At 75.3% G+C, this 24,993-nt stretch carries 18 protein-coding genes; 5 read left to right on the top strand and 13 right to left on the bottom strand.

The genetic code is table 11. The features are described 5' to 3' along the window. Positions 1 to 278: 278 nt before the first annotated feature. Positions 279 to 1,130, top strand: a complete 852-nt coding sequence (locus AB0O29_RS14685; protein ID WP_365151470.1) for a DUF3626 domain-containing protein — start codon at positions 279 to 281, stop codon at positions 1,128 to 1,130. Here the strand turns inward: AB0O29_RS14685 and AB0O29_RS14680 are convergent. From AB0O29_RS14680 to AB0O29_RS14645, 8 genes are all read right to left on the bottom strand, one after another. Next, positions 1,127 to 1,459 carry a DUF3040 domain-containing protein gene (locus AB0O29_RS14680; protein WP_365151467.1) on the bottom strand — a complete coding sequence of 111 codons (333 nt, stop codon included), beginning with the start codon at positions 1,457 to 1,459 and terminating at the stop codon, positions 1,127 to 1,129. The two genes, AB0O29_RS14685 and AB0O29_RS14680, sit on opposite strands and share 4 nt — an antisense overlap. Positions 1,460 to 1,630: 171 nt before the next feature. Next, positions 1,631 to 2,260, bottom strand: a complete 630-nt coding sequence (locus AB0O29_RS14675) for a hypothetical protein (protein WP_365151464.1) — start codon at positions 2,258 to 2,260, stop codon at positions 1,631 to 1,633. 202 nt (positions 2,261 to 2,462) lie between these two features. Then, positions 2,463 to 5,153, bottom strand: coding sequence for a SpoIIE family protein phosphatase (locus AB0O29_RS14670; RefSeq protein ID WP_365151461.1), 2,691 nt, complete (start codon positions 5,151 to 5,153; stop codon positions 2,463 to 2,465). A gap of 167 nt (positions 5,154 to 5,320) precedes the next feature. Continuing rightward, positions 5,321 to 6,034, bottom strand: a complete 714-nt coding sequence (locus tag AB0O29_RS14665) for a ribonuclease H (protein ID WP_365151459.1) — start codon at positions 6,032 to 6,034, stop codon at positions 5,321 to 5,323. Positions 6,035 to 6,082: 48 nt separating this feature from the next. Next, complete coding sequence (locus AB0O29_RS14660; RefSeq protein WP_365151457.1) at positions 6,083 to 7,324, bottom strand: MFS transporter; 1,242 nt, start codon at positions 7,322 to 7,324, stop codon at positions 6,083 to 6,085. After that, entirely contained in the window at positions 7,317 to 8,636 is a 1,320-nt protein-coding gene (locus tag AB0O29_RS14655; protein ID WP_365151454.1) for a condensation domain-containing protein, read from the bottom strand. The genes AB0O29_RS14660 and AB0O29_RS14655 overlap by 8 nt, the downstream gene beginning before the upstream one ends. Before the next feature lie 12 nt (positions 8,637 to 8,648). Then, positions 8,649 to 8,894: a phosphopantetheine-binding protein gene (locus AB0O29_RS14650; protein ID WP_365151451.1), complete on the bottom strand. Its 246-nt coding sequence runs from the start codon at positions 8,892 to 8,894 to the stop codon at positions 8,649 to 8,651. Further along, positions 8,891 to 10,795, bottom strand: coding sequence for an amino acid adenylation domain-containing protein (locus tag AB0O29_RS14645; protein ID WP_365151448.1), 1,905 nt, complete (start codon positions 10,793 to 10,795; stop codon positions 8,891 to 8,893). The genes AB0O29_RS14650 and AB0O29_RS14645 overlap by 4 nt, the downstream gene beginning before the upstream one ends. 59 nt (positions 10,796 to 10,854) lie before the next feature. Between AB0O29_RS14645 and AB0O29_RS14640 the strand changes: the two genes are divergently transcribed. Continuing rightward, positions 10,855 to 11,604 carry an HAD family hydrolase gene (locus AB0O29_RS14640; RefSeq protein ID WP_365151445.1) on the top strand — a complete coding sequence of 250 codons (750 nt, stop codon included), beginning with the start codon at positions 10,855 to 10,857 and terminating at the stop codon, positions 11,602 to 11,604. A gap of 8 nt (positions 11,605 to 11,612) precedes the next feature. Here AB0O29_RS14640 and AB0O29_RS14635 read toward each other — a convergent pair whose 3' ends face one another. From AB0O29_RS14635 to AB0O29_RS14620, 4 genes are read right to left on the bottom strand one after another with little or no spacing between them, the layout of a single operon-like run. Then, positions 11,613 to 13,046, bottom strand: a complete 1,434-nt coding sequence (locus AB0O29_RS14635) for an SDR family NAD(P)-dependent oxidoreductase (protein ID WP_365151442.1) — start codon at positions 13,044 to 13,046, stop codon at positions 11,613 to 11,615. After that, on the bottom strand, positions 13,039 to 15,531 hold the full coding sequence (locus AB0O29_RS14630) for an HAD-IIIC family phosphatase (protein WP_365151439.1): 2,493 nt from the start codon (positions 15,529 to 15,531) through the stop codon (positions 13,039 to 13,041). Before AB0O29_RS14630 ends, AB0O29_RS14635 begins: the two co-directional genes overlap by 8 nt. Beyond that, complete coding sequence (locus tag AB0O29_RS14625; protein WP_365151436.1) at positions 15,531 to 17,363, bottom strand: aminotransferase class I/II-fold pyridoxal phosphate-dependent enzyme; 1,833 nt, start codon at positions 17,361 to 17,363, stop codon at positions 15,531 to 15,533. Before AB0O29_RS14625 ends, AB0O29_RS14630 begins: the two co-directional genes overlap by 1 nt. Then, entirely contained in the window at positions 17,360 to 18,637 is a 1,278-nt protein-coding gene (locus AB0O29_RS14620; protein WP_365151433.1) for an FAD/NAD(P)-binding protein, read from the bottom strand. The genes AB0O29_RS14625 and AB0O29_RS14620 overlap by 4 nt, the downstream gene beginning before the upstream one ends. A 112-nt stretch (positions 18,638 to 18,749) precedes the next feature. Between AB0O29_RS14620 and AB0O29_RS14615 the strand changes: the two genes are divergently transcribed. Then, positions 18,750 to 19,835, top strand: coding sequence for a glycosyltransferase family 2 protein (locus tag AB0O29_RS14615; protein WP_365151430.1), 1,086 nt, complete (start codon positions 18,750 to 18,752; stop codon positions 19,833 to 19,835). 33 nt (positions 19,836 to 19,868) lie between these two features. Here AB0O29_RS14615 and AB0O29_RS14610 read toward each other — a convergent pair whose 3' ends face one another. Continuing rightward, positions 19,869 to 21,107, bottom strand: coding sequence for an ATP-grasp domain-containing protein (locus AB0O29_RS14610; protein WP_365151427.1), 1,239 nt, complete (start codon positions 21,105 to 21,107; stop codon positions 19,869 to 19,871). Between the two features lie 250 nt (positions 21,108 to 21,357). On the opposite strand from AB0O29_RS14610, the gene AB0O29_RS14605 reads away from it, so the two are divergent. Then, positions 21,358 to 22,896: a hypothetical protein gene (locus tag AB0O29_RS14605; RefSeq protein WP_365151424.1), complete on the top strand. Its 1,539-nt coding sequence runs from the start codon at positions 21,358 to 21,360 to the stop codon at positions 22,894 to 22,896. Beyond that, on the top strand, positions 22,893 to 24,974 hold the full coding sequence (locus AB0O29_RS14600) for a hypothetical protein (RefSeq protein ID WP_365151421.1): 2,082 nt from the start codon (positions 22,893 to 22,895) through the stop codon (positions 24,972 to 24,974). The genes AB0O29_RS14605 and AB0O29_RS14600 overlap by 4 nt, the downstream gene beginning before the upstream one ends. The last annotated feature ends 19 nt before the right edge of the window (positions 24,975 to 24,993 follow it).

The raw sequence follows: 24,993 nt of genomic DNA, 5'->3' as shown, positions 1-24,993 counted from the left end.
GGCCGCGTGGCCCCCGGGCGCGGCCCGGGCACGGGGCGACGGGGGGCGTACCGGCGGGCGGCGGCGGGCGTACCGGCGGGCGGCGGCGCGGGGCCGGGCGAGCGGGCGCGGTGGGCCCGGCGGGGCACGGCGGGCGCGGACGGGCGTGGCGAGCACGGATGGGCGTCGCGAGCGCGGACGGGCCCGGCGGGCGCGGCAGGGACGGATGTGCGCGGCAGGCCCAGCGGGCGCGGGGAAAACGGGGTGCGTGGTCCGGGCGGTGCGGGGAGACTGCGCGGATGAGCGCCGATCATCTCCCGACACCGCAGCAGAGGGCCCTGGGGCACGTGGCCGGGCTGTCGTCCGGTCCCGCCGTGGACCCGGCGCTGCGGGTGACGCTGAACTTCCACCCGGACCGCGCGGTCCGGGGCGGCCCCCTGCTGGAGGCACTCGCGGAGACCGGCGTCTACCTGTCGCAGTTCGTCACCGGGACGAGCAACGGCGGCCTCACCGCCCATCCCGGGGGCGACCGGTGGCGGTGGGAGAGCCGGATCTTCGACGGCGCCTACGACGGCGCGGCAGCGAGCGAGCGGCCCGTCTACGGGGCGCTGAACTTCCGCCGCAAGGCGGTCGGCGGGGCGCCCCGGTTCGGCTCGGCGCACCTGCGGCTCACCGCCGCGACGCTGGAGCGGACGACGTTCTGCTACCCGGACAGCTTCCTGGAGCCCTCGGACTTCGGCACCGCGGACCGCATGGGGCTCATCGCGCTCGCCCTGGCCGACCGGCAGGACGCGCTCGACGACTACATCGAGGCGCAGGTCCACGGTCCCGTCCGGCTGGACCGGGACGTCGAGGCGCTGGTCCTGGACCCCTGCTACCGGGGCACGCCCGTCGAGGCGGCGGCCGGCCGGCTCCCGTGCCCGGTGGAATGGCACGACGGGTTCCGCCTGACCGTCGAGGAGCTCCGCCGGCACCCCGCCTACCGGGGTCCGGAGTTCGTGGAACTGGGCGCCCGGATCGCCGTCGGGGGCGGCCTCGACCCGCGGATCGTCGGAGCCGCCGCGGACACCGGCGGCCACGATCCGCAGGCGGTCAAGAGGGTGTGGCACTACCTGGCCCGCTTCGGGGCTCCCGCAGACACCGCCTCCTAGAGGCGGTCGCGTCGGCTCCAGCGGCGGACGAGGAGGAACAGGCCGACGAGGGTGGCCGTGTAGGAGGAGGCGAACGCGGCGATGAGGACGGGCGCGGACGTGGCGACGGCCAGCGGCAGCAGCACGAGGGCGGCGGCCGTCAGGGCGCAGACCGTGCCGGTCAGCGTGCCGTGGCGCTCGCCGCTCCCCCCGTCCGCCCGTTCCGGGTCGCGGGGGAACAGGCGCGTCCCGAACGTCATGGCCCGGTCGAAGCGCGGGTCCGCGCGCAGGGCGCGTTCGATCGCGGTCAGGGCCCTCCGCTCCCGGTGCGAGAGTCCGTCTCCGGCCATCACGGCCTCCTGCGCGTGGGTTCCCGGGTCTGTGGTCCGGCGTCTTCCCCGCCCGTGCGGCGCCATGCGCGGCCGGGCGCCCCCGTACGTGCCGGGGGGGGCAGCACCCCCAGGTCGAACCGCCGCCGTCCGCGGGGCCGGGCAGGCCGGGACGGCCCGCCCGGGCCGGACTCAGCGGTAGTGGGCGGCCGCCTCCGCGAAGGCCACGGCCTGCGCGGGCACGGAGGCCAGCAGGGCGACCCAGGAGCCGTCCGTGAACTCCAGGTCCATCCGGCCCCGCTGGAGCACGCCCGTCGGCCTGGCGCGCACGGCGGCGACGGCCGGGCGGGGCACCTCCCAGTACTCCTTCATCACGGGCGTCGACTGCCACAGGTGCGAGACGTCGGTGAGCCCGAACCAGCGCCGGTCGGTGACGGCGAGCACGCCCGTGACCGAACCCCGGGCGCCCGCCCGGCTGATGAGGAAGTGCCCGGCCGCGCTCTGCCAGCCGCCCTCCATGCTCTTGCCGTGCATCAGCCGGGTGCCGAGCTGGTCCACGGCGTCCGGCAGCCGGTCCACCGCGGCCGCGGCGGCGGCCGGGCGCGAACGGCGCGGGTCTATGACGTGGGTCCGGACCAGCTGGGCCAGCGGCCGGGGCAGCTTGGCCTCGATCCGGCGGTGCAGCGCGGACGGATCGGCCGGGGGGACCAGCTCGTCGGGCGGGGTGGGGACACCCGGGCCCAGCTCGTACGCGCACACGGCGACGACGTGCTCCCCCGCACGCAGGAAGGGTCGGACCTGTTCGCGCCTGTCCTGGTTCAACGGGCGTGCTCCTGTCGTGCGTAGGGCCGGTGGTGACCGGCACGGTGCTGCCGGGATGGTCGTGTCCGGCGTTCCGGATTCTGCCCCATGAACCGCCACGGATGATCATCGGGGGTGCCCCGGAGCCGATACCCGGACGGGGTACCGGCGGTAAGGCCTGATGGGGGCCGGGACGGGGCCGCGCGGAGCACCCCGGGCGGGCTCAGATGGGTTCGGCGTCCAGGAAGGCCGACGGGTCCGGCTCCTCCGCTTCCGCCGCGCCGGGGGGAGCCAGCTCGGCCCAGATGACCTTGCCCTCGGGGGTGTAGCGGGTGCCCCAGTGCTCGCTGAGCTGCGCCACCAGGAACAGCCCCCGGCCGCCCTCGTCGGTGGTGGCGGCGTACCGCAGGTGCGGGGCGGTGCTGCTGCCGTCCCAGACCTCGCAGGTCAGCCCGTGGTCGTGGAGCAGCCGTACGCGGACCGGGGCGCCGCCGTGGCGCAGGGCGTTGGTGACCAGCTCGCTGAGGATCAGCTCGGTGGCGAAGCCGAGCTCCGACAGGCCCCACGCGTCGAGGGTGCGGGCCGCCGCGCCCCGGATCTCGCCGACCGCGCTCGCCTCGAACGGCACGTCCCACTGCGCGACCCGGTCCGCGCCGAGGGTGCGGGTCCGGGCGACGAGCAGGGCCACGTCGTCGGCCGGGCGCAGCGGAAGCAGCAGGTCGAGGACGTCCTTGCAGGTCTGGCGCGGGTCCCCGTCGGAGCCGCTCAGCGCGGTGCGCAGCAGCTCCAGCCCCTCGCCGATGTCCCGGCCGCGCTCCTCGACCAGCCCGTCGGTGTACAGGACGAGCCGGCTGCCCTCCTCCAGTTCGAGCTCCGCCGTCTCGAAGGGCATGCCGCCGAGGCCCAGCGGGGGTCCGGCCGGCAGGTCGACGATCTCGGTGGTGCCGTCGGGGGCGGCCACCAGGGGCGGCAGGTGTCCGGCCCGGGCCACCGTGCAGCGCCGGGAGACCGGGTCGTAGACGGCGTACAGGCAGGTCGCGCCGAGGACGGAGCCGTCGGCGTCGCCGCCCTCGTCGTCGTGGTCGATGCGCTGGACGAGGTCGTCGAGGCGGGCGAGGATCTCGTCGGGGGCGAGGTCGAGCGAGGAGAAGTTGTGCACGGCCGTGCGCAGCCGGCCCATGGTGGCGGCGGCGTGCAGGCCGTGTCCGACGACGTCCCCGACGACCAGGGCGACCCGGCAGCCCGGCAGCGGGATCACGTCGAACCAGTCCCCGCCCACCCCGGACTGGGCGGGCAGGTAGAAGTGCGCCACGTCCACGGCGCTCTGCTCGGGCAGGGCGCGGGGCAGCAGGCTGCGCTGGAGGGTCACGGCGAGGGCGTGCTCGCGGGTGTAGCGGCGGGCGTTGTCCATGCTGACGGCGGCGCGGGCGACGAGTTCCACGGCGAGCGAGAGGTCGTCCTCGTCGAAGGGCTCGGGTTTGCGCGCGCGCCAGAAGTTGACCACGCCGAGGACCACGCCGCGGGCGGTGAGCGGGGCCGCGATCAGCGAGTGGATCCCGTAGTCGATGATGGCGCGGGTGCGCTTCGGGTCCTGGGCGAGCCAGCCGGGCTCGGCGGACAGGTCGGGCACCAGTTCGGCCTTGCCGGTGCCGTAGCCGCGCGCCTGCGGGGTGGACGGCAGGAAGTCGATCAGCAGGCCCCGGGGGTAGAGGGGGTGGTCGGAGCGGACGCCGCTGACCGCGGTGCGCCGCATGTCGGCCCCGGGCCCGGGTTCCTCCCCGTCGAGGACCGGTTCGGCCAGGTCCACGGTGGCGTAGTCGGCGAAGCGGGGGACGGCGACGGCGGCGAGCTCCTCGGCGGTGCGGACCACGTCGAGGGTGGTGCCGATGTCCCCGCCCGCGTCGTAGAGCAGCTTCAGGCGGCGGCGGGCCGTCTCGGCGCGGCTGGTCAGGACCCGCATCTCGGTGGAGTCGCGGATGGTGACGGCGGTGCCGCCGTCGGCGCGGCCCCGGGGGTGGGTGCGCCGCTGGTTGACGACGAGCAGCCGGTCCCCGGTCTCCAGGACCTCGTCGGTGGCGACCCGGCCGGAGAGCAGCAGGTCGGCCATCCGGCGGTCCAGTCCGGGCACGTTGCCGATGTAGCGGCCGTCGGCGTCCTCGGGGAGGCCGAGGAGCCGTTTGGCCTCGTCGTTGGCGAGCAGCAGCCGGCCGTCCCCGTCGATGATCAGCACGCCCTCGCGGACGGCGTGGAGCACCGCGTCGTGGTGCTCGTACATGCGGGTCATCTCCAGCGGGCCCAGCCCGTGGGTCTGCCGGTTGAGCCGTCTGCTGATGAGGGCCGTGCCGGCGGTGGCCAGGGCCAGGGTGGCGGCGATGGCGAGCAGGATGACGGGGAGCTGGCGGTTCACGACCCCGGTGACGTTCTTGACCGTGAGGCCCGCCGACACCAGCCCGACGACCTTGCCGTCGGGTGCGGTGACGGGCACCACCGCCTGGATCTCCTTGCCGAGGGGGCCGTCCACGCTCTCGGTGTAGGTCTGGCCGGCGAGGGAGGGCTCGATGGTGCCGACGAACCGTTTGCCGATGCGGTCCGGCTGGGGGTGGGTGTAGCGGATGCCGTGGGTGTCCATGACCACGATGAAGTCGACCCCGGCGTCCTTGCGGGTCCGCTCCGCGAGGGGCTGCAGCAGGGCCGTCGGGTCGGGGGACTTCAGCGCCGCCTGGAGGCCCAGGGAGTGGGCGAAGGTCTGCGCGACGGCCACCGACCGGTTGCGGGCCTCGCGGTCGACGTCGTGCCGCGACTGGAGGACCAGCGCCAGCAGCGCGCCGGCCGCGAGCAACACCACGATCGCCACCTGGAGGACGAATACCTGTCTGGCGACGCTTCTGGATCGGCTGCCTAGAGGTGACCGCACCGACGTGCCCGGCACGGGTGGCGAGAAGGGGTCACGCCCCCAGTTGTAGCACTTCCGGGCGCTCTCGGCCCCCGGCCGCGACGGCGCGCCGCGGGTGGTGTCGCGCGCGCCGGCCCCGGACCCGGTCCGCCGACCGGGTCCGCCGGGCCGTGAGCCCGCCCGTCGGCTCAGGCGGGCGTGGCGGCGGGGCTGCAGTCCGGGTGGCCCCAGCGGGCGCCCAGCTTGGCGATCTTCTCCCCGGCGGCGTAGGACTGCCCGCAGGGGCAGGTGCCGCGGAACTTCGCCGTGATGGTGCGCGCAGCGCCGGAGCGGGCCGCGCCGCCCGCGGCGGCCTTCCGCGCCGGAGCCGTCCGGGCCGCGGAGGTGCGGGCCGGGGCGGTGCGGGCCGGAGCCGGGACGGGGAGGGCGGTGGCGCCGTGGGCGGTGCCGGCGGGCTCCTGGCTGACGGCGGCGTCGCTGGCGGCCTGGTCGGCGATGGCGTTGAGGTGGTCGCCGTCCTCCCGGTGGGCCGGGACGTAGCGGAACTCCACGTCCCGCTCACCGAGCAGCCCGTCGATCCGCTCGACGATCTCCCGGTTGGCCACGGGCTTGCCGGCGGCGGTCTTCCAGCCGTTGCGCTTCCAGTTCGGCAGCCACTGGGTGACGGCCTTCATGGCGTACTGGGAGTCCATCCGCACCTGGAGCGCGGTACCGGGCTCCACGGCCTCCAGCAGCCGCTGGAGGGCGGTGAGCTCGCCGACGTTGTTGGTGGCGCGCCCCAGCGGGCCGGCCTCCCAGCGCTCGGGCCGGCCCTCGGCGTCCGCGATGACCCACGCCCATCCGGCCGGGCCGGGGTTTCCCTTGGCCGCCCCGTCACAGGCGGCGATGATGCGATCAGACATCCCCCGATCTTGCCCTATCCCGGAGGGGCCGGCGGCCACCCGCCCGGATCAGGTCACCGGCTGCCGGGCGGCCGCCTCCGGGGCGGGCGTCCGGCCGGCCCGGCCGACCAGGCCCGCCGCCGTGACCACGAAGGCCACGGCCTGCACGACGCCGGCCGTGGCGAAGAGGGCGGCCGGGGCGAAGGCGGCGGCCACCCAGCCGCCGAGCAGGGCGGCCGGGAGGATCGCCGCGAAGGAGACGGCCCGGTTGACGGCGACGACCCGGCCCATGAACTCGGCGTCGACCACCTTCTGCCGGTAGGTGAACCAGCCGACCACGATCAGCGAGGTCGCGGCGCCCGCCACGGCCCAGGCCGGGGCCAGCAGCCGGACGTCGGCGGTCAGGGCCGGGGCCAGCAGGGCGGCGGCGAGCGCGCCCATCCCGGCGGTCAGCAGCCGGCCCTCGCTGAAGCGGGCCAGCAGCCGGGGGACGAAGGCCGCCCCCGCCACGGCTCCGGCGCCCTGCGCGGCGACGACCAGGCCGAGGACGAAGCGGGACTGCCCGGTGGCCTCGGTGACCACGTACACCAGGTTCGCCTCCACCGCGTGCACGGCGAAGTTGGTCAGGGTCAGCAGGATGGTCCCCGACCGCAGGACGGGCTCGGCGAACAGCATCCGGAACCCGGTCAGCAGGTCCGGCCCCATACCGCGCAGGGCCTCGCGCAGCGGCGCCGTGGCGGCCGTCGCCGGGGAGGCGGTGGTGAGCAGGATGAGGACGGCCGACAGGCCGAACGACACGGCGTTGACCCCGCTGGCCGCGGCCGGCCCGAGGAAGGCGACCACGCTGACGCCCGCGATCGGCCCGAGCATGTTGAGCAGGCTCTCCGAACCCTGGACCCAGGCGTTCATCACCGCCCGCCGCTCCTCGGGCACCCGCTCCATCAGGAAGCCCTGGAAGGCCGGGAAGTACAACGGGCGCATGCAGGCGAGGACGAAGGCGGCCGCGTACACCGCGGAGACGGGCGGGGCGTCCAGCAGGCACAGCAGGCCGATGCCGGCGACCACGACGGCCGAGGCGAGGTCGCAGCCGGTCATCAGGCGCCGCCGGTCCACCCGGTCGGCGACCACCCCGCTGAACAGTCCGACCAGCACGTACGGCACGAACTCCAGCGCGTAGGTGAAGGCGGCCAGGAGGGCCGATCCGGTGAGCTGGAGCACCAGCAGCGGCATCGCGAAGCGGAACACCCAGTCCCCGCAGGTGGAGACGATGAACGCGGCGCGCAGCAGGGTCTCGTCACGGCGCTCAGCCACGGGGCCCGTCCAGCGGCAGCAGCGGATCGCCGACGACGGCCTCCAGCAGGGACACGATCCGGTCCAGCAGGCCGGTGACGAACGCGGCGGGCAGCCGGTCGGCCTGGTAGTAGGCGGCCAGCGACAGCTCGTCGCCGCCGGCCTCGCCGACGAGCATCAGCTCGCTGCGCGGGCGGAAGCCCTCGTCCGACAGCGGGAACGGGGCCGTCGTGGCCGGGGCCAGGTCGAGGCCCTCCCCGTGGAGCTGGGAGTACAGCATGTTGAGGACCACCCCGATGGGGGCGTCCGGGTCGGCGTACTCGTCGGGGTTGAAGGCCTTGACCAGTTCGGCGAAGGGGACGGCGGCGTTCTCCTGGGCGTCGAGGCTGTCGCCGCGCACCCGGCGCAGCGCGGCCCGGAAGGTGCCGGCGCCCGCGAGGTCGCTGCGGACCACGAGGAGTTCCGCCAGCGGGGCGACCAGGTTCTCGCGGCCCTCGGTCTCCCGGTTGTAGACGTTGACGGCCACGGCCTGGTCGTCGCGCCCGGTGGCCTCGCGCAGGGCCACGTCCAGGGCGCACAGCACCAGCATGAAGAGGGTGACCCGTTCCCGGGCGGCGAACTTCCGGACGTCGTCGACGAGGCCGGACGGCAGCCGGCGCGCCTCGTAGCCGCCCTCCGGCGCGGCGCCGGGCTCCCGCCGGGGGACCTCCAGCCTCGGTATGGCGCCGGGGCCGGCCAGGCGCTCGCGCCAGAAGGACATCATCCGCTCGCCCTCGGGGCCGGCCAGCAGCCCGTTCTGCTCGCGCACGTGGTCCCGGTAGGTGTACGTGACCTCGGGGAGCGCGGGCTCCCGCCCCTGCGCCAGGCTCGTGTAGAGGGCGGACAGCTCCTGGGTCAGGACCCCGCGCGCCCAGCCGTCGACGACGAGGTGGTCGAAGACGAGGACGACGAAGTGGTCCTCGTCCCCGACCCGCACCACGCTGACCCGGAGGCGTTCCTCCCGCTCGGCCGGCAGCGGCCGGTCCGCCTCGGCGCGGACCCGGGCGACCGCCGCCGCCTCGTCCCCGGCGGCGTCGTGGAAGGCCGCGCGCAGGGTGACGGAGGGGTGGACGCTCTGGCGGCGGGGTCCGTCGAAGCGGGTGCGCAGGGCCTCGTGGCGCTGCGCCAGCCGGGCCAGCGCCTCGTCGAGCAGCGGCAGCCGCAGGGGGCCGCTGACCCGGTAGGCCTGGGAGATCGTACGGACCGAGGGCACGCCCAGGGCGCGGCTGCGCTCGTCCATCAGCAGCCTGCCCTCCTGGTAGCTCAGGGTGGGCAGGGACAGTGGTGCGGACATCTGCTCGGGCTCCTAGGCGGTGGTGCGGTGGGTTTCGGCGCGCTCGGCGACCAGGTCGGCGAACTCGCCGAACTCGGGGTACTCCAGGACCTCGCGCATGGTGACCTTGACTCCCAGGGCGGCCTCCAGCCGGGCCACCATCTGGGTGGCCAGCAGGGAGTGGCCGCCGAGGAGGAAGAAGTCGGACTCCTCGTCGATGCCGGTGCCGAGGACCTCGGTCCAGATGCGGGCGACGGTCTCCCGTACGGACGTGCTCATCGGGGCTCGCTCTCTCCGGCGCGCAGCCGGTTTCGGTCGGTCTTTCCGTTGGCGGTCAGCGGAAGGGTGTCGATGACGACGTAGCGGGCGGGGACCAGGTAGCCGGGCAGGACGGCGCGCAGGCCCGCGCGGACGGCCTTGGCCAGGCTCCGGTCGTCGCCCTCGATGTAGGCGGCGAGCCGCTTCCCGCCGAGGGGGTCGCTCTCCACGAGGACGCAGGCTCCGCGCACCCCGGGCTGGGCGAGGATCGCCTGTTCGATCTCGCCGGGTTCCACCCGATGCCCGTTGATCTTGACCTGGCCGTCCTCCCGGCCCAGGAACTCCAGGGCTCCGTCGGGCCGGAACCGGGCGAGGTCGCCGGTGCGGTAGCAGCGGACGCCGCGCAGCCGGCCGGTCGCGGGGACCGGGAAGGCGCGCGCGGTCAGTTCCGGCCGGCCGAGGTAGCCGTCGGCCAGGCCCTCGCCGGAGGCCCACAGTTCGCCGGGGACGCCCGGCGGGACGGGGTGTCCCCCGGCGTCGACCACGTGGACGCGGGTGCCGCGCACGGGGGTGCCGATGGGCACGGTGGCCGCTCCGGGCGGGGGCGGTTCGGTGAGCGGCCCGCAGCAGGTGAAGGTGGTGTTCTCGGTGGGGCCGTAGCCGTTGACGACGGTCAGTCCGGGGTGGCGGGACAGTACCGCGCCGACGTGGTGCGGGGAGACGACGTCTCCGCCGGTGAACAGGCGCCGCACCCCGGCGAAGGCGTCGGGGCGGTGCTCGGCCATCTGGTGGAAGAGCCCGGCGGTGAGCCACAGCGCGGTGACCCCGCGTCCGGTGATCAGGTCGGCCAGCTCCGTCAGGGTCAGCGGCCCGGGCGGGGCGATCTCCAGGCGGGCGCCGCGGGCCAGGGTGCACCACACCTCCAGCAGCGCCGCGTCGAAGGTGGCGGGCGCCAGGTGCAGGACGGTGTCGCCGGGGCCGAAGTCGACGCGCTCGTCCCGGGCGAGGCGGGCGATGCCCCGGTGGGTGAGCAGGACGCCCTTGGGCCGGCCGGTGGAGCCCGAGGTGTACATCACCGTGGCGATCCCGGGGTCCGCCGCCGCCGGCTCGCCGGTCGCGGGGGCGATGCCCCGGACCGGGAGGGTCTCGCCGACGGGCACTGCGGGGCCGCCGCCGGCGTCCGGGTCCGCGCCGGTCAGGGTGAGGGCGACGGCGGGGCCCGAGAGCATCAGGCGCAGCCGCTCGGCCGGGTAGTGCGGGTCGAGCGGGACCGCCGTGGCCCCGGCCAGCGCTACGGCGACGGTCGCCGCCACGGCCTCCACGCCCCGCTCGAAGAGCAGGCCGACGGCGTCGCCGGGGGCGATGCCCCGGGCCGCGAGTTCCCGGGCGATGCCGGTGGCGTACTCCAGGAGTTCGCGGTAGGTCAGCGTGGTGTCCGGCGCCGAGACGGCGATCGCGTCGGGCCGCAGCAGCGCCTGGGCGGCGAACATCCGGTACGCGGGCTCCCCGGGCGGCCCGGCGTCCTCGCCGGACCAGGCCGACAGCAGTTTCCAGTCGTCCTCGTCGGTCAGGTCCAGCTCGCCGAGGGGGCGTTCGGGCTCGGCCAGCGCGGCGGCGGCGAAGGCGTCCGCCCGGTCGGCGAGGACGGCGGCGATGTCGTCCGGCACCCCGTCGAGGGCGAACTCCGCCGTGCCGTCCGGCAGCCGTACGGCGGACGGCCCCGCTCCGGCGGCGCCCAACAGCCCTTCGGCGAGGGCCGTGTTCCCGGTGCGGCAGAGCCGGGCCGTGAGCGCGGCGCAGGCCGCGCCGAGGAGCCGCTCGGCCGTGGTCCCCGACGGCCCGGCGAGCGCGTCCGCCGCCGCGACGGTGTCCGCGCCCAGCCGTACCTTCCGGGCCATGTGCCCGGTCAGGCTCGACGACATGTCCAGCCCCTTCCCCTACGATCTTGAAAAATACGGATATCCGACCGAGGGAGCAGGCCTTGACCACCCTGATCGTCTTCGACATCGACGGCACGCTGCTGCGCAGCGTCGCCCCCCACCAGGCCGCGTTCGGCGCGGCGCTGCGGGACTGCGGGCTCACGGACGTCGACTCGGCGTGGGGCGGCTACACCCACCACACGGACTCGTGGATCTTCCGCGAGGTCTTCCGGCGCAACACGGGCCGGCTCCCCGACGAGGCGGAGAGCGGGCGGTTCGCCGGACTGCTGCAGGAGCACTTCCTGGCCGCCACGGCCGCCGGGGGCGTCGAGGAGATACCGGGCGCGGCGGCCTTCCTGCGGGCGCTGGAGGCCGACGACGCGTACGCGGTGGCCTTCGCCACCGGCGGCCTGCGCGAGGTCACGGCGGCCAAGCTGGCGCCCCTGGACGGTGGTTCGGCCGGGCCGGTGTCCACCGCGAGCGAGCACACCTTCCGCGAGCACCTGGTGCGCGAGGCCGTCCACCGGGCCGCCGAGCGGGCCGGGGGCGGTTTCGAGCGGGTGGTGTGCGTGGGCGACGGGCCGTGGGACGTACGGGCCGCGGTCGCCACGGGCAGCGAGTTCATCGGCATCGGCCCGGCCACGACGCCGTTCGGCGACTGGTTCCCCCGCACCCATCTGTTCGGTTCCTTCGACGAGGTCGACCCGGCGGCCGACTTCACCCTGGTCCCGCCGGCGGGCCGGGTGCCCGCCGAGCCGGGCGCCGACCGGGAGTTCACCGCCCGGCCTACGCCCTGCCCCTGCTGGGACTGACCGCACGCTCACGCCCCGGCCCGCTCTTCCACGAGCCGGCACAGCCGGTCGAAGCGGCCCGCGGCGGTCAGGCTCGTCGCGGGCAGGCGGATGCCGAACTCCGCCTCGACCGCGAGCACGATCTGGAGCTGGCCGAGGGAGTCCCACCCGGGGGTGAGGCCGACCCCGCCGCCCCGGACGTCGGCGGCGGGGCCCAGCACCCCGCGTACGGCGGCCTCCACCCGGTCGGCGACGCCGTCCGCGGTGTCCGGCCCGGGGCCCCGGGGGGCCTCCGCCGCGGCGGACGCGGCGGCCCGGGGGGCCGGTGCGGTCTCCTCCCGGGCGCCGCCGAGGGCGAAGCGGGTGGTCCCGTCGGGGGTGAGCCACACCCGCCGTGCCGGGGCACCGGTGTCCTCGGCCTCCGCCGCGACCAGGCCGGCGACCTCCTCGGGCAGCAGCCCGAGGCCCTCCGGGCGGACGTCGGCCGAGTAGCGGCCCTGGACGTAGCCGGGCTCCACGACGACGGAGCGGATCCCGTGGGCGCCGTGGTGGCGGTCGATGCCGTGCAGCACGCTCTCGGCGGCGGCCTTGCCCGCGACGTAGTCCGACCAGCCGCGCGGGTGGTGGCGGACGGCCTCCGAGCCGATCAGGACGAAGCAGCCGCGCTGGCGCAGGAGCATGCCGTCGAGGACCGCGTCGGCCAGGTCGCGCAGCGCCGCGTAGCCGACGTCGAGGTGGGCCCGGTACCCGGCCGCGAGGGGTGCGGCCGCCGCGTGCACGAGGACGGCCGGGTCCAGGGCGGCCAGCTCGGCGGCGGCCGCCTCCCGGGCGGCGGGGTCCGCCAGGTCTGCGGTGACCGAGTGGACGGTGGCCCCGGCGCGCTCGCAGTCCCGTACGAGCTCCTCGGCGCCGCCCCGGTGGACGAGCGCCAGGTCCCAGCCCCGGGCGGCCAGTTCCCGGGCCACGGCGGAGCCGATGTCCCCGGCCGCTCCGGTGACCACGGCGGTGCGCGGCCCGCCGGCGGGGACGAGCCGGCCCCCGGTGGTCTCGTCGGGGCGCGGGCGGGGGGCCCGCACGGTGGTGCGCACCTCCCCGTCGAGGACGACCTCGCGGTCCTGGTAGGCGAGCACCCGGCAGGTGAACACGCCGGTGCCCGGGCTCACGGACAGCACCCGCAGGGAGTAGTGGACGGGGCGTTCGAAGGCCACGGCGCGCACGGGACGGAACTCGGTGCCGAGGATGACGGCTCCGGGCCCGGGGAGCACCATGCCGATGAGCGCGGAGACCGGGCCGAGCGTCATCACCAGGGGGACGATCGGGGTTCCGAACTCGGTCTCGGCGGCGTGTCCGGCGTCGTGGTGGATCGGGTTGTGGTCGCCGGTGACGGCGGCGAAGTCCTTGAACTCGGCGGCCGTGAAGGTGTGGCTGCTGTGGGCGGTGTCGCCCGGGGTGACGTCATACACGGTGGTTCTCCGCCTCGGTCTGGTCGGCGATCTCGGTGTGGTCGGCGATCCGCAGCCATGCGGGGGCGTGGTGCTCGCCGGTCAGGTCCAGTCGCCAGGTGCCCTCGTCCGCGCCGGGGCCGAAGCCCGCGTCCGCGAACACGGTGCGGCAGGGCGCGTTGCGTTCGGTCGGGGTGACGATCCCGTGCAGGCTCGTGCGGCCGCGGGCGGCGAGGGAGGAGGCGAGCCAGCCCAGGGCGCCCGCCTCGACGCCCCGGCCCAGCACCCGGCAGGAGAGCAGGTAGGCGTCCACGGTGGTCTCGCGGCCCCGGTGGCCGAGGACCATCAGGCCCAGGTCCTCGCGTGCGCTGAACCGGTCGGCGACGCCCAGGACGAGGACGTCCGAGTCGGGGGCGGAGGCCAGCCGGCGCAGTTCGGCGGCGGTGTGGCGGCGGGTGGTGGTGTTGAACTGGTTGGTCTTGGCGCACAGTTGCGCGGCCCGCGCCGTGTTGCCCTCGGTCAGGGGGCTGATGTGCAGGGTGAGGCCGAGCGAGGCGTAGAAGTCCTCGATCCGCTCGAATCCGGTGCGCCCCCGCTCCACCCGGGCGCGGGCGCGGTACTGCTCGGTGCGCCGCCGGTCGGCCTCGGTCACGTTGAACACGGTGGTGTGCGGGTCGTCGAGGAGCGCGTCCGCGTACCCGGCGGGGTCCTCGGGCAGCTCCGGGACGATCACCTGGGGGAGGAACTCCCTGACGCGGGCCCGCTCGACGGGGTTGTCGTCGAGGAACAGCACGTTCGCCAGGCCCACGTTGAGGCGGGCGGCGATGTCGGCGATGGCCTCGGCCTTGGGCCGCCAGCTGATCTCGGTGGCGACGAAGTCCTCCTCGCGCAGCACCATCCCGGAGTGCTCGCGGATCGCGCGCAGGGCGAGGTCCTCGTCGTTCTTGCTGCTGACGGCGAGGGCCACGCCCTGGTCGCGCAGGGCCTTGAGGGCGTGCTGGAGGCGGGCGTGCGCGTTGCCGGGATGGTCGGTGCCGACCTGGATGCCGTCGATCCCGTCCTCCCCGACGACCCCGTGCCACAGGGTGTTGTCGAGGTCGGTGACGATGACCCGGGCGGTGCGGCCGGTGACCGAGAGGGCCAGCCCCCAGAACCTGCGGGCCAGGGCCCGGCTCAGGCCCGCCCCGTGGGGGACTCGGCCCACCAGCCACAGCCGCTGGTCGACCAGGGGTCCGCCGCCCGCGCGGGCGACGACCTCGGCCAGGTCGACCACGTGGACGTGGTCGTACCCGTCGAGGGCCGCGCGCAGCAGCCGGTCCGCTTCCCGCAGCAGGGGTCCGGTGTCCACCGGGGAGGGCTGGAGGGGGGCGAAGGAGAGGACGAACACGGGCCGGTCGGTGGTGTCGGCGTAGGTGCGGACCAGGCCGGTGTAGTGCTCCATCGCCTCGGCGAGCCGGTCGCCGTCGCCGGGGCCGAGGGTGTCGGTGGTGAGGACGTCCTCCAGCCGGTCGGTGAAGAACGCGGCGTGCGGGGCGAGGCCGCGCAGGCGGGATCCCGGGTCGTGGACCTCGCGGGCGAGGGTGCCGTACTCGGGCGCGTACACGGTGTGCGGGGCGTGGCCGAGTATCCGCCGGCCCTCGGCGGCCAGCTGCCCGGCGAGGATCTCCAGGTTGCGGGTGCCGAGCAGGGCGAGGCGTACGGGCTCGGCGGCGAGCTGCCGGGCCCGGTGCTCGATCACCCGGGGCTCGCGGAGCAGGACGTAGGGGTCCGCGCCGATGAGCTCCCCGCACACCCGGGCGAGGTCCGTGACGGACACCGACTCGACGGCGGCGTCCCACAGCCCGGTGCGGGCGAGGGCGCCGTCGGCGCGGAGCCGGTCGAAGACCGGCGCGAAGTCCAGGACGGAGTCCAGGGCCGTGTCGCGGACGATCATCTCCAGGTCGAGGGGGACCGGGCCGGCGCCGAAGTCCGCCGTGCCGCTCACCGTCATCGGGTGGCGGTAGGGGACCTTCGCGAGCTCCTCGTAGCGGTGGACCTGGGTGCAGGAGTTCCAGTCCGCGCCGAGGGTGACGATCCGCGCCGCGTGGCGCTCGAAGACCTCGAAGACGGTGCCGTCGCCGAAGGCGGTGTCGGAGGGGCAGTCGGCCAGTTCGTCGGCGAGGGGGCCGGCGACGGCGAAGGAGTACACGGGGTGCGGGGTGCGGCGTACCTCGGGCAGGCCGAGGAACCACTGCACGAGCACGCCGGTGTTGGGGGCGGAGGTGCGGTGGTGGTACTCCGCGGTGCGGCAGAACTCGAAGGTCACGGCGGGCAGGGCCACGGTGACGCCTTCGGCGACCAGGGCGCGCAGGGCGGCGAGGAGGTCCCCGCGCAGCCCTTCGGCGGGGGTGCGGAAGGCGAACAGCGAGGAGTGCAGCACCACCAGGCGGTCGTCGGGGCCGAGTACGGACCTCAGCGCCGCGAGGAGTTCGTCGCGGCGGGAGGGGCGGGGGGCGGCCTGGAGCATCAGGAGGCTCCCGTGGCCAGCGGGTACGGCTCTCCGACGAGCACTTCGGCGAGGGCCTCGGCCAGGCGCCGGTTCTCCTGCGGGGCGCGGCAGGCCACCCGCAGGTAGCGGTCCCCCTCGGGCATGGACTTGCCTCCGCAGTCCTTGACGAGGATGCCGTGCTCGGCGAAGGTGCGGCGGACCACCTCGTGGGCGGACTCCCCCTCGGGCAGGCGCAGCATCACGTAGTTGGCGTCCGGGGGGTAGACGGTGACGCCCGGCACCTCGCCGAGCAGGCCGGCGAGTTCGTCGCGGTCCCGGCGGACCTGGGCGCAGCTGGCGGTGAAGGCGTCCCGGTAGCGGGGCAGCAGGCGCAGGAAGGATTCGGCGAAGCCGTTGACGTTCCAGATGGGCAGGGCGGCCCGGACGCGGGCGACGAAGTCCGTGTCGGCCGAGAGCAGGTAGCCCAGGCGCAGTCCGCCGATGCCGTACACCTTGCTCATGCTCTTGACGACGGTGAGGCCGGGCAGTTCGGCGAGGTCGGGCTCCAGGCTGTGGCCGGGGGCGCAGAAGTCGACGAAGGACTCGTCCACGACGAGCCGGATCCCGTCCTCCGCCAGCAGGCGGGCGAGGGTGACGAGGTCGGCGCGGGGTACCGCCATCGAGGTGGGGTTGTTGGGCGAGGTGATGATCACGGCGGTGACGCCGGCCCGGCGCGCCTCGCCGGCCACGTGGGCCGGGTCCATGGTGAAGGCGGGGGCGGGCAGGTGGATGCGGTGGATGTCCGCCTCGTCGAAGACGGCCTCGTACTCGTTGAAGCCGGGGACGACGAGCCCGGTGCGTCCGGTGAGCCTGCCGAGGATCTTGATCAGTTCGGAGGCGCCGTTGGCGACGACCAGCCGGTCGGCGGGCTGGCCGATGGCGGCGCCGAGCAGCCGCTGGAGGGTGCCGTGGCCCACGGGGTAGTGCACGAGGGCGTCGCGGAAGTCCCGGGCCAGCTCGTCCACGAGGGGGGCCGGGGGGAAGTACAGGTTGTAGAGGAGCCGGTGGTCGACCAGGTCGTAGCGCCAGTAGCCGCCGTGCAGGTTCTCCAGGATGGCGAGCCGGTCCTCGGAACCGGCGAAGAGGTACTCGGCGGCGGCGTGGTCGGTCAGGTCGTCGACCTCGTACCAGCGCAGGTGGGCGCAGTCGACGGCGTGGACGGGGAAGCGCCCGGCGGTGACGGTGTCGGCGAGGACCAGCTCGTAGTAGGCGCCGTGGCCACCGTCGGCGATGAGGGCGTCGAGGGCCGGGACGAACTCCTCGCGCAGGTAGCGGGCGCGCAGCAGGTGCACGTTGGCGGTCTTGAAGGTGCCGGCGAGGTCGATCTCGGGGCCCTGCTGGGCGGGCAGCAGCATCGCCGAGACGGTGCCGGCGGCGTCGAGGGTGACGACCGTGCCGTTCATGCCCGGCCGGTGCGGGGCCACGGCGGTGGCCACCTCGGCGTCGGCGGCGGCGAGGGCGGGGGGCAGTTCGGGGTCGAAGACCACGTCCCCCTCGACGAGGTAGACGTCCCGGTCGAGGTGTTCGCGGGCCAGCCACAGGGAGTAGGCGTTGTTGGTGGTGCGGTAGGCGTCGGACTCGACGTAGGTCACGGCCATGCCGGCGTGGGTGTCGCCGACCGCCGCGCGCACCTCGTCGGCGAGGTAGCCGACGACGAGGACGGCCTCGCGGACACCGGCGGCGGCCAGGTGGTCGAGGGTGCGCAGCAGGATGGGCCGGCCGGCCACCGGGAGCAGCGGCTTGGCGTGGTGGAGTCCGAGGCGGCGGCCCAGCCCTGCGGCGAGGACGACGGCCTTGGTCGGCCTGTTCATGAGTGGGTCTCCCCCGTGGTCGCTTCGTTGAGCAGGTCGTCGAGGACGATTTCGCCGATGTCGTGCTGGTAGAGCCAGACGCCGTCCGCTCTGCGCGCGTAGCTCGGCTCGCCGCCGATGTCGGCGGAGGGGGCCAGCCCCGCTCCCAGCCCGTAGGCGACGAGCCGCGGGTGGGCCGCGCCCTCGGTGTCGACGAGGTGGCCCCGGTCGGTCACCACCGTGCCGGTGGGGCCGGTGGCGGGGGTGAGCGCGGTGCCGTCGGCGCGGCTGAGGGGCGGCAGGGCGGCTTCGAAGCCGTTGGCCATGACGATGACGTCGGCCTCGGCGAGCGCCTTGTGGGCGGCCTCGGCGTCCTGCGGGTCCCCGGCGCGCAGGAGCCGTACGGGCGCCGGGTCGGCGCCGGGCAGTCCGAGGGCGGCCCGGGCCAGTTCGTGGGCGCGCCCGCGCAGCCCGCCGTAGCGGTTGACGCGCCCGTTGAGGGGGCACACGTCGAGCTCCGGGTCGAAGGCGTAGCCGTCGGCGCGCGCGGCGTCGGCCCCGTCGTAGAAGAGCCTCAGGCCGGTGCGGTGGATGACGGTGACCTCGTCCGCCTCCCCGGCCAGCAGCAGGTCGACGGCCGACCAGGCGCTGTGGGATCCGCCGACGACGACGGCCTTGCCGCGGACGGCCGGCGGGGTGTGACGGGCGTCGATCAGCGACGAGGAGTGGCGGACCTTGTCCCGGTGGGGCGCGAGCTCCAGGCCGGGGACCACCTCGGCGTCCGCGTAGCCGCCGAGCGGGCGGCCGCCGGTGGCCAGCACGGCCCGGCGGGCGCCGAGTTCGCGGCCGGAGCCGGTGGTGACGACCACGCCGTCGGCGGTGAGCCGGACGGCCTCGGCCCGGTCGGCGAACACGGCGCAGCGGGGGTGCGCCTCCAGCAGGGCGCCCACGACGGCGCCGAGCCGGGTGAGGAAGGGCGCGACCACCGACAGCGGCGGGTGGTCGTCGGCGTGCTCGCGCAGCAGCCGGGTCTCGGGCAGGTCGCGGAGGGCGGCGAAGGGCCCGGTGCCGGGGAGGCCGTCGAGGCACTCCAGGAAGGGGCCGCCGAGGGAGTTGGCGCCGATGCGGTAGTGGGCGAGTCCGCCCGGGCCCAGGGGTCCGGGTTCGACGAGGGCGATCCCCCGGTCGAGGAGTTCGCCGAGCCGGCCGGAGCGGGCGGCGGTGATGATCGGGCCGAGCGCTGCGGGTCCTCCACCGCAGAACACCAGGCCGAAGTGCGGTTCGGCAGACGGCAAGAGAGATTCCCCCAAGAACATGGTCAACAGATCCCGCCGCATAACCGCCGTTTTTTATCGGCGAGTTGGGCCGGGATTTTCTGGACTGATCGCCAAATAAACCAAACACGGGGTGAACAGGTTGTCAAGACCAATTGTCCAGGGCTTCCCCAAGGGTCATGCACCTTGCCCCGGAGGACAGTTGACAATCCTGTGCTTGAATGTGCCACTCGACGAAAGGGAGCGTGCGGTGGCCAAGGTCAGCATCTGTGTGCCGGTGTACAACCGGCCGGTGGAAGTCGAGCGTGCGATACGCAGCGCCCTCGACCAGACGTATAGCGACATTGAAGTGGTCGTGGTCGACAATGCGAGCACGGATGACACCTGGAGCGTCATCGAGAAATTGGCCGGGTCCGATCCCCGGGTGCGCGCCTACCGCAATGATTCACTGGTGCCACGGGTGCTGAACTGGCGGCGCGCGCTCGAATTGAGCGAGGGTGAATACGTGAAACTCCTGTTCTCCGACGACTGGATATCGCCGGAGGCCGTCGCCCGGTCGGTGGAGGTCCTCGACCGGGATCCCGCGGTCGGATTCGTGTTCACGGCCATGACGTGGCACTACGAGCGGCCGAAGACCTTCTACCGGCGGCGCGAGGGCCGGATGTCCTCGCTGGAGTTCCTGGTGCGCTCGGCGACGGTCGAGGACCAGGTGCCCGTCAGCGCCTCCTGCACCCTGATGCGCCGGGCCGACCTGCTCGACGTGTTCCAGGACGAACTGCCGAGCAACCTGCCGTTCGAGTTCAGCCACGGCCTGGGCCTGGACGGCACGCTCCTGTGGCGGGTCGCCGACCGCTACCCGCGGCTGCACCACCTCTCCGCGGACCTGGCGCACTCCGCCGACCCGCAGGCGGGTGAGCCGAACACGCGCATGCAGATCGGCGCCGAGCGGCACGAGATGATGTGGTGGGCCTACCGCAACGCCTTCGCCCAGTCCCTGCTGGTGTCACGGCGGCCCGCGCACCAGCTGCGCGCCCTGCGGACGGCCCTGCTGGTGTCCTGCGTACCGCTGCGGCCGACGGCCGTGGCCCTGCGCAACCTGCGGCTGTTCCGGCGGATGTTCCCCCGGAACTGGTGGGACCTCTCACCGCTGGCCACGCCGGTACGGGGGCTCGTGGCCCGGCGGCTGCGGGAGCCGCTGGACCCGACGATCCCGCTGTAGGCCCGGCCCCGGGCGTGGGGCGCGGCGCGGCCCTCAGGCGTAGTCGAGCCGGATGGCCGCGTCGATGGCGCCGACCGCGGCGCGCAGCCGGTCGTGGTCGGCGGCGGTGCCGTGGACGGTGCCCAGGTGGCCCTCCGTGCCGGCCCGCCAGTGCAGGGAGCGGCCGGCGCCGGGGTCCGCCTTGACCTGCCAGACCTCGTCCATGGCGGCCACCTCGTCGAGTCCGCGGATCCCCGCGAGGGTGGCGCCGTCGTCGGCGGGGGGCGTCACGAAGTAGACGAACTCCACGGCCGGGAAGTGCAGTTCCGGCACCTCCAGCGGGAGGCCGAGGGCGGCGCGCAGCGCGGCCCGCAGCAGGTCGAAGCGGGTGGAACGGCGCAGCAGGGCGCCCACGTAGCCGCCCATCCGGCCGTTGACCTCGATCAGGCGGGGGCCGTCCGGGGTCAGCTTGATCTCCACGTGCGTGACCCCGTCGGTGACGCCGAGGGCGCGCAGGGCCTCGCCCGTCAGCGCGAGCACCTGTCCGGCCAGCGGTTCGGGCAGCGCGGCCGGCTGGAACATGCCCGTCTCCCGGAAGGGCTCGGCCAGCGGCAGTTTGCCCGTCACGCACACGTGGCGGACGGCTCCGCCGGAGCTGACCGACTCCACGGACACGTAGTCCCCGAAGCCCGGCCCGGCGGCGTCCGGGTCCCCTTCGAGGTACTCCTCCAGGACGAACTCCGCCCCGTCGCCGGCCAGGAACTCCTCCGCCACCGCCATGGCCCGCTCGAAGCCGTCGACCCGGCAGGTGTCCACGCTGCCCGCTCCCGAGCGCGGTTTGACGACCGCGGGCAGGCCGACCCGGGTGAGCGCCGCCGGCACGTCCGCGACGGTCCGCACGGCGACGCAGCGCGTCGACTGCACCCCGGCCTCGCGCAGCCGGGTCCGCTGCCGCTCCTTGTCGACCAGGGCGGCCGCCACCTCCGGGGTGTGGAAGGTCAGCCCGCAGGCCTCGGCCAGCTCGGCCGTGGCCGCGAGGCGGTACTCGCTGAAGGTGGTGATGCCGTCGGGGCGCAGCTCCAGGAGCGCCGCGCGGCGCCCTTCGGGCGACAGGCCGGTGACGTCGAGCACCCGGGCGACCTCGCCCAGCCGTGCCACCGCACCGGCCGAACCGGGCAGGTCCTCGTCGCACACGAACACGACGGAGCACAGCTTGCGGGCGGAGGCCAGGATCTCCACGGAGCCGGCCGACCCGCGTTCGAAGACCACGGCGAGCAGAGGCGGTGTGCGCATGCCGCCACGTTAGGCGGCCGTCCCGGCTCCGTCCTTGAGCGGACGTCGAGACCTCGTCGAGCGGACGTCCACCGCCGCCGGCCCCGGCCGCCGGCAGGGCCGACGGCAGGGCCGACGGGCTGAATGTGATCACCCGGAGGCCGCAAATGATCACCCGGGGAGATCCACTCGGCGGAGAAGTGTGAAGAGATGACCGCGTTGATCCGGCCCTCGGGCCGTGCCCGCCCGCGCGCCGTGTGGAGGATGACCGATGCCCAGCGTCCCCGAGAGTCCGGGCCGCCCGCCCCTGCGGGGTGCGCTGGCCGTCTCCGCGGGCACGGCGTGCCTGCTGCTGTCCCTCACCCCGGCCGCCGCGGCCGCGCCCGTACCCGCGCCGGTACCCGTATCCGTGCCCGAATCCGCGCCCGTGGCGGAGCCGGTGCCCGCGCCGGTCGCCGCGCGGCAGGTGCCGGAGCCGGTGCCGGAGGCGATGCCGGGAGCCGCGCGGCCGGTGCCGTCGGAACCCGTACCGGCGGCGGGCTCCGGGCAGCCGCCCGCGCCGGACGCCGGGCACGCGCCCCCGTCCGCGCCCGCCGCCGAGGGCGCGGCTCCCGCGCCCGGCGCGGCGGACGGCACGGCCGACGGGCGGGCCGGCGAGAGCCGGGCGGCGGGTTCCGGGGGCGGCGCGGACCTGGAGGTGGCCGCCGCCCTGCGCGCCGTTCCCGGACGGGCACCCGGCGGCCCGGTCCGCGAGGGCGTCCGCGAGACCTTCGAGTACGCGGTCACCGTGACCAACCACGGCCCCTCGACCGCCCGGCAGGTGGTCGTCACCGACCGGCTGCCCGCCGCGCTGGAGTTCGTCTCCTCGCGCGACGGCTGCGCCCCCGAGGGCCGCGACGTCCGGTGCGGTCCGCTGCCCCTCCTCGCGGTGGGCCGCTCGCACACCTGGGTGATCACGGTCCGGCTGGCCGCCTCCTACCGGGGCGACGGCTCGGACGTGGTGAACGAGGCCCTCGTCGGCGCGGAGACCGCCGACCCCGTCCCCGGGAACAACACGGCCTCGCTGACCGGGCTGAAGATCCCGCCCCACGCGCGCACCGCCGACCTCTCCCTGGCCAAGACCGCCCTGCTGGATCCCGGCCGCACCTCGGTCCGGCCCGGGGAGAAGTTCACGTATCTGATCACCGTGCGCAACCAGGGCCCGGCCACGGCCCGGGAGGTGCGGGTCACCGACCCGCTGCCGGCCCCGCTCGTCCTCATCTCCTCCCCCGACGGCTGCGAGCTCGCGGCGGGCGGGGAGCGGCGCGTGGAGTGCCCGGTGGTGGACCGGCTGGCCGCCGGGCAGAGCGCGGAGTTCCGGATCACCGTACGGGTGGCGGACCGCGACCGGGCCAACCCGCCGGGACGCGGCTGCACCCCGCTCGACAACATCGCCCGCGTCACCTCGGCCAGTCTCGACCCCGACCTCACCGACAACGCCAACCGCCCCGCAACCACCGCCCCCGGCGGCCGGCCCCTGTGCCTGCGCACGGACGGCGGACAGGGCCACGGCGGGGACGGGGGGCACGAGGGCCACGAAGGGCACGAAGGGCACGAGGGCGGGCACCGGGGCGAGGACTGCCCCCACGAGCACGACGGAGACGAGCACGAGCACGGCGACGGCCACCACGGCCGGGGAGACCTGGCCGACTCCGGCTCCCCGGCCTCCGGCTCCCTGATGTGGACCGCCGGCGGGCTCGTCGGCGCCGGGGCCGTGCTGCGGGCGGCGGCCGCCGCCCGTCGCAACCGCCGTACGGAAGCGGGCCCGTGAGCCGCTCGCCCTGGCACCGGGCGCTCACGGCCCTGCTCTGCGCGGTCGCCCTGGCACTGTCGGCCCCGTCGGCGGCGGCGGACCCGGATCCCGTGCGCGCCGCGCCCCGGGCGGTCTCGTTCCCGGTCTACGAGCCCTTCGACGGCTCCGCCAACTCGGGCACCGCCACGGGCAACGCCTCCTACCCGGATCCCGGCTGGCTGCGGCTCACCTCGAACGGCACCAACCAGGCCGGCACCTGGAAGATGAAGGACTCCTTCTCCTCCGCCCTCGGCATCGTCGCCGAGTTCACGTACGCCACGTACGGCGGCACCGCCTACGACGGCAAGCGGGGCGACGGGCTGTCGTTCTACCTCACCGACGGCTCGGCGGTCGACGGGGTGGGCGCGAGCGGCGGTTCCCTCGGTTACGCCTGCGGGATGACCGGCGCCGGCTGCACGCTCCGGGCCGGCGTGCCGGGTGCCTACCTCGGCATCGGGATCGACGAGTTCGGGAACTTCTCCTCGGGCAACGGCGGCCCCGGCGCCCAGTCGAACAGGATCGTCGTGCGGGGCGGCGGCAACGGCACCACCGGCTACCGGTACGGCACGGCGGCCACCCCGCCCGGCTCCACCGTGGAAACGGGCAGCCGCGCCAAGAACCGGACCGTCCGCGTCTCCCTCCTGCCCAGCGGCAGCAAGATGCTGCTCTCGCTGTGGTCCGACAGCGGTCCCGGCACCGACACGGTCCAGCTGATCACCGACTACGACGTGACCGCGATCCCCAACCAGCCCGCCCTGCCCTCCACCCTCAAGGTCGGCTTCTCGGCCGGTACGGGAAGCGCCACCAACTACCACGAGATCAACGAACTCAAGATCAACGTCCCGGTCGACCTGTCCGTGAGGAAGACGGTGAACACCAAGGCCGTGCCGGCCGGCGGCGGCCCGGTCACCTACACCGTGACGGTCTCGAACAGCACCAGCAACGACGTCGCCGGCGCCGCCGTCCGCGACACCGTCCCCGGCCTGACCGGCGTGACCTGGACCTGCAAGGCGGACACCGGCAACGCCTGCGGCAGGGCCTCGGGCAGCGGCAACTCCCTGGACACCACCGCGGACCTCAAACGCGGCGGGAGGGTGGTCTACACGATCACCGGCACCGCCCCGGCCCAGCCGGCCACCCTGGCCAACACCGCCACCGTGACGGCCCCCGCCGACCGCTCCGACACCAACCCCGCCGACAACACCGCCACCGCCGAGGCCGTCACGGTCACCGCGCGCGCCGACGTGGAGGCGCTCAAGGAGAGCCTCGGCACGGGGCCCGTCGCCCCCGGCGAGACTTTCGACTACCGCGTCACCGCCCGCAACAACGGCCCCTCGGACACCACCTCGGTGACGGTCTCCGACACCCTGCCCGCCTCCCTGTCCTTCGTCTCCTCCCCCAGCCGCTGCACGGCGAACGGCCAGGTGCTGGCCTGTCCGGGCCGGGCCCTCCTGGCGGCCGGCGCGCAGACCACCTGGACCTTCCGGGTCCGGCTGGACCCCGGGTACACGGGCGACGGCTCCGACCTCGGCAACACCGCGACCGTCCGGCACGCCGTCCCCGACCCGCAGCCCGCGAACGACACCAGCGCGGCGGCCGGTCCGCCGGGCGGAACCCCCGTGGCCGAGGCCGACCTGTCGACCGTGAAGGAGGCCACGACCACGGAGCGGGTGGCTCCCGGGGAGACCTTCGGCTACCGGGTGACGGTGCGCAACGCGGGCCCGTCCACGGCCCGCCGGGTGCGGATCACCGACCCGCTGCCGCCCGCCCTGGCCCTCGCCGCCCCCGCCGACGGCTGCACGGCCGCGGCCGCCACCCTGACCTGCGGTCCGCGGGCGGAGCTGGCCCCGGGCGAGAGCGTGACGTGGACCTTCACCGTCCGGCTGGACCCCGCCTACGAGGGCGACGGCACGGGGCTGACCAACACCGCCACCGCCTCGGCGGACACGGCCGACCCCGTACCGGGCAACAACAGCGGCACGGCCGGCCCGCCGGGCGGCGGCGTCCGCCCGGCCACGTCGGACCTCGAGCTCACGAAGGAGGCGAAGGCGGGCTGACCCGGAGCCGCCCGCCCCC

This window comes from Streptomyces sp. NPDC089915, assembly GCF_040684675.1.
Classification (GTDB): domain Bacteria; phylum Actinomycetota; class Actinomycetes; order Streptomycetales; family Streptomycetaceae; genus Streptomyces.
This window is presented reverse-complemented; position numbering and strand designations above follow the sequence as displayed.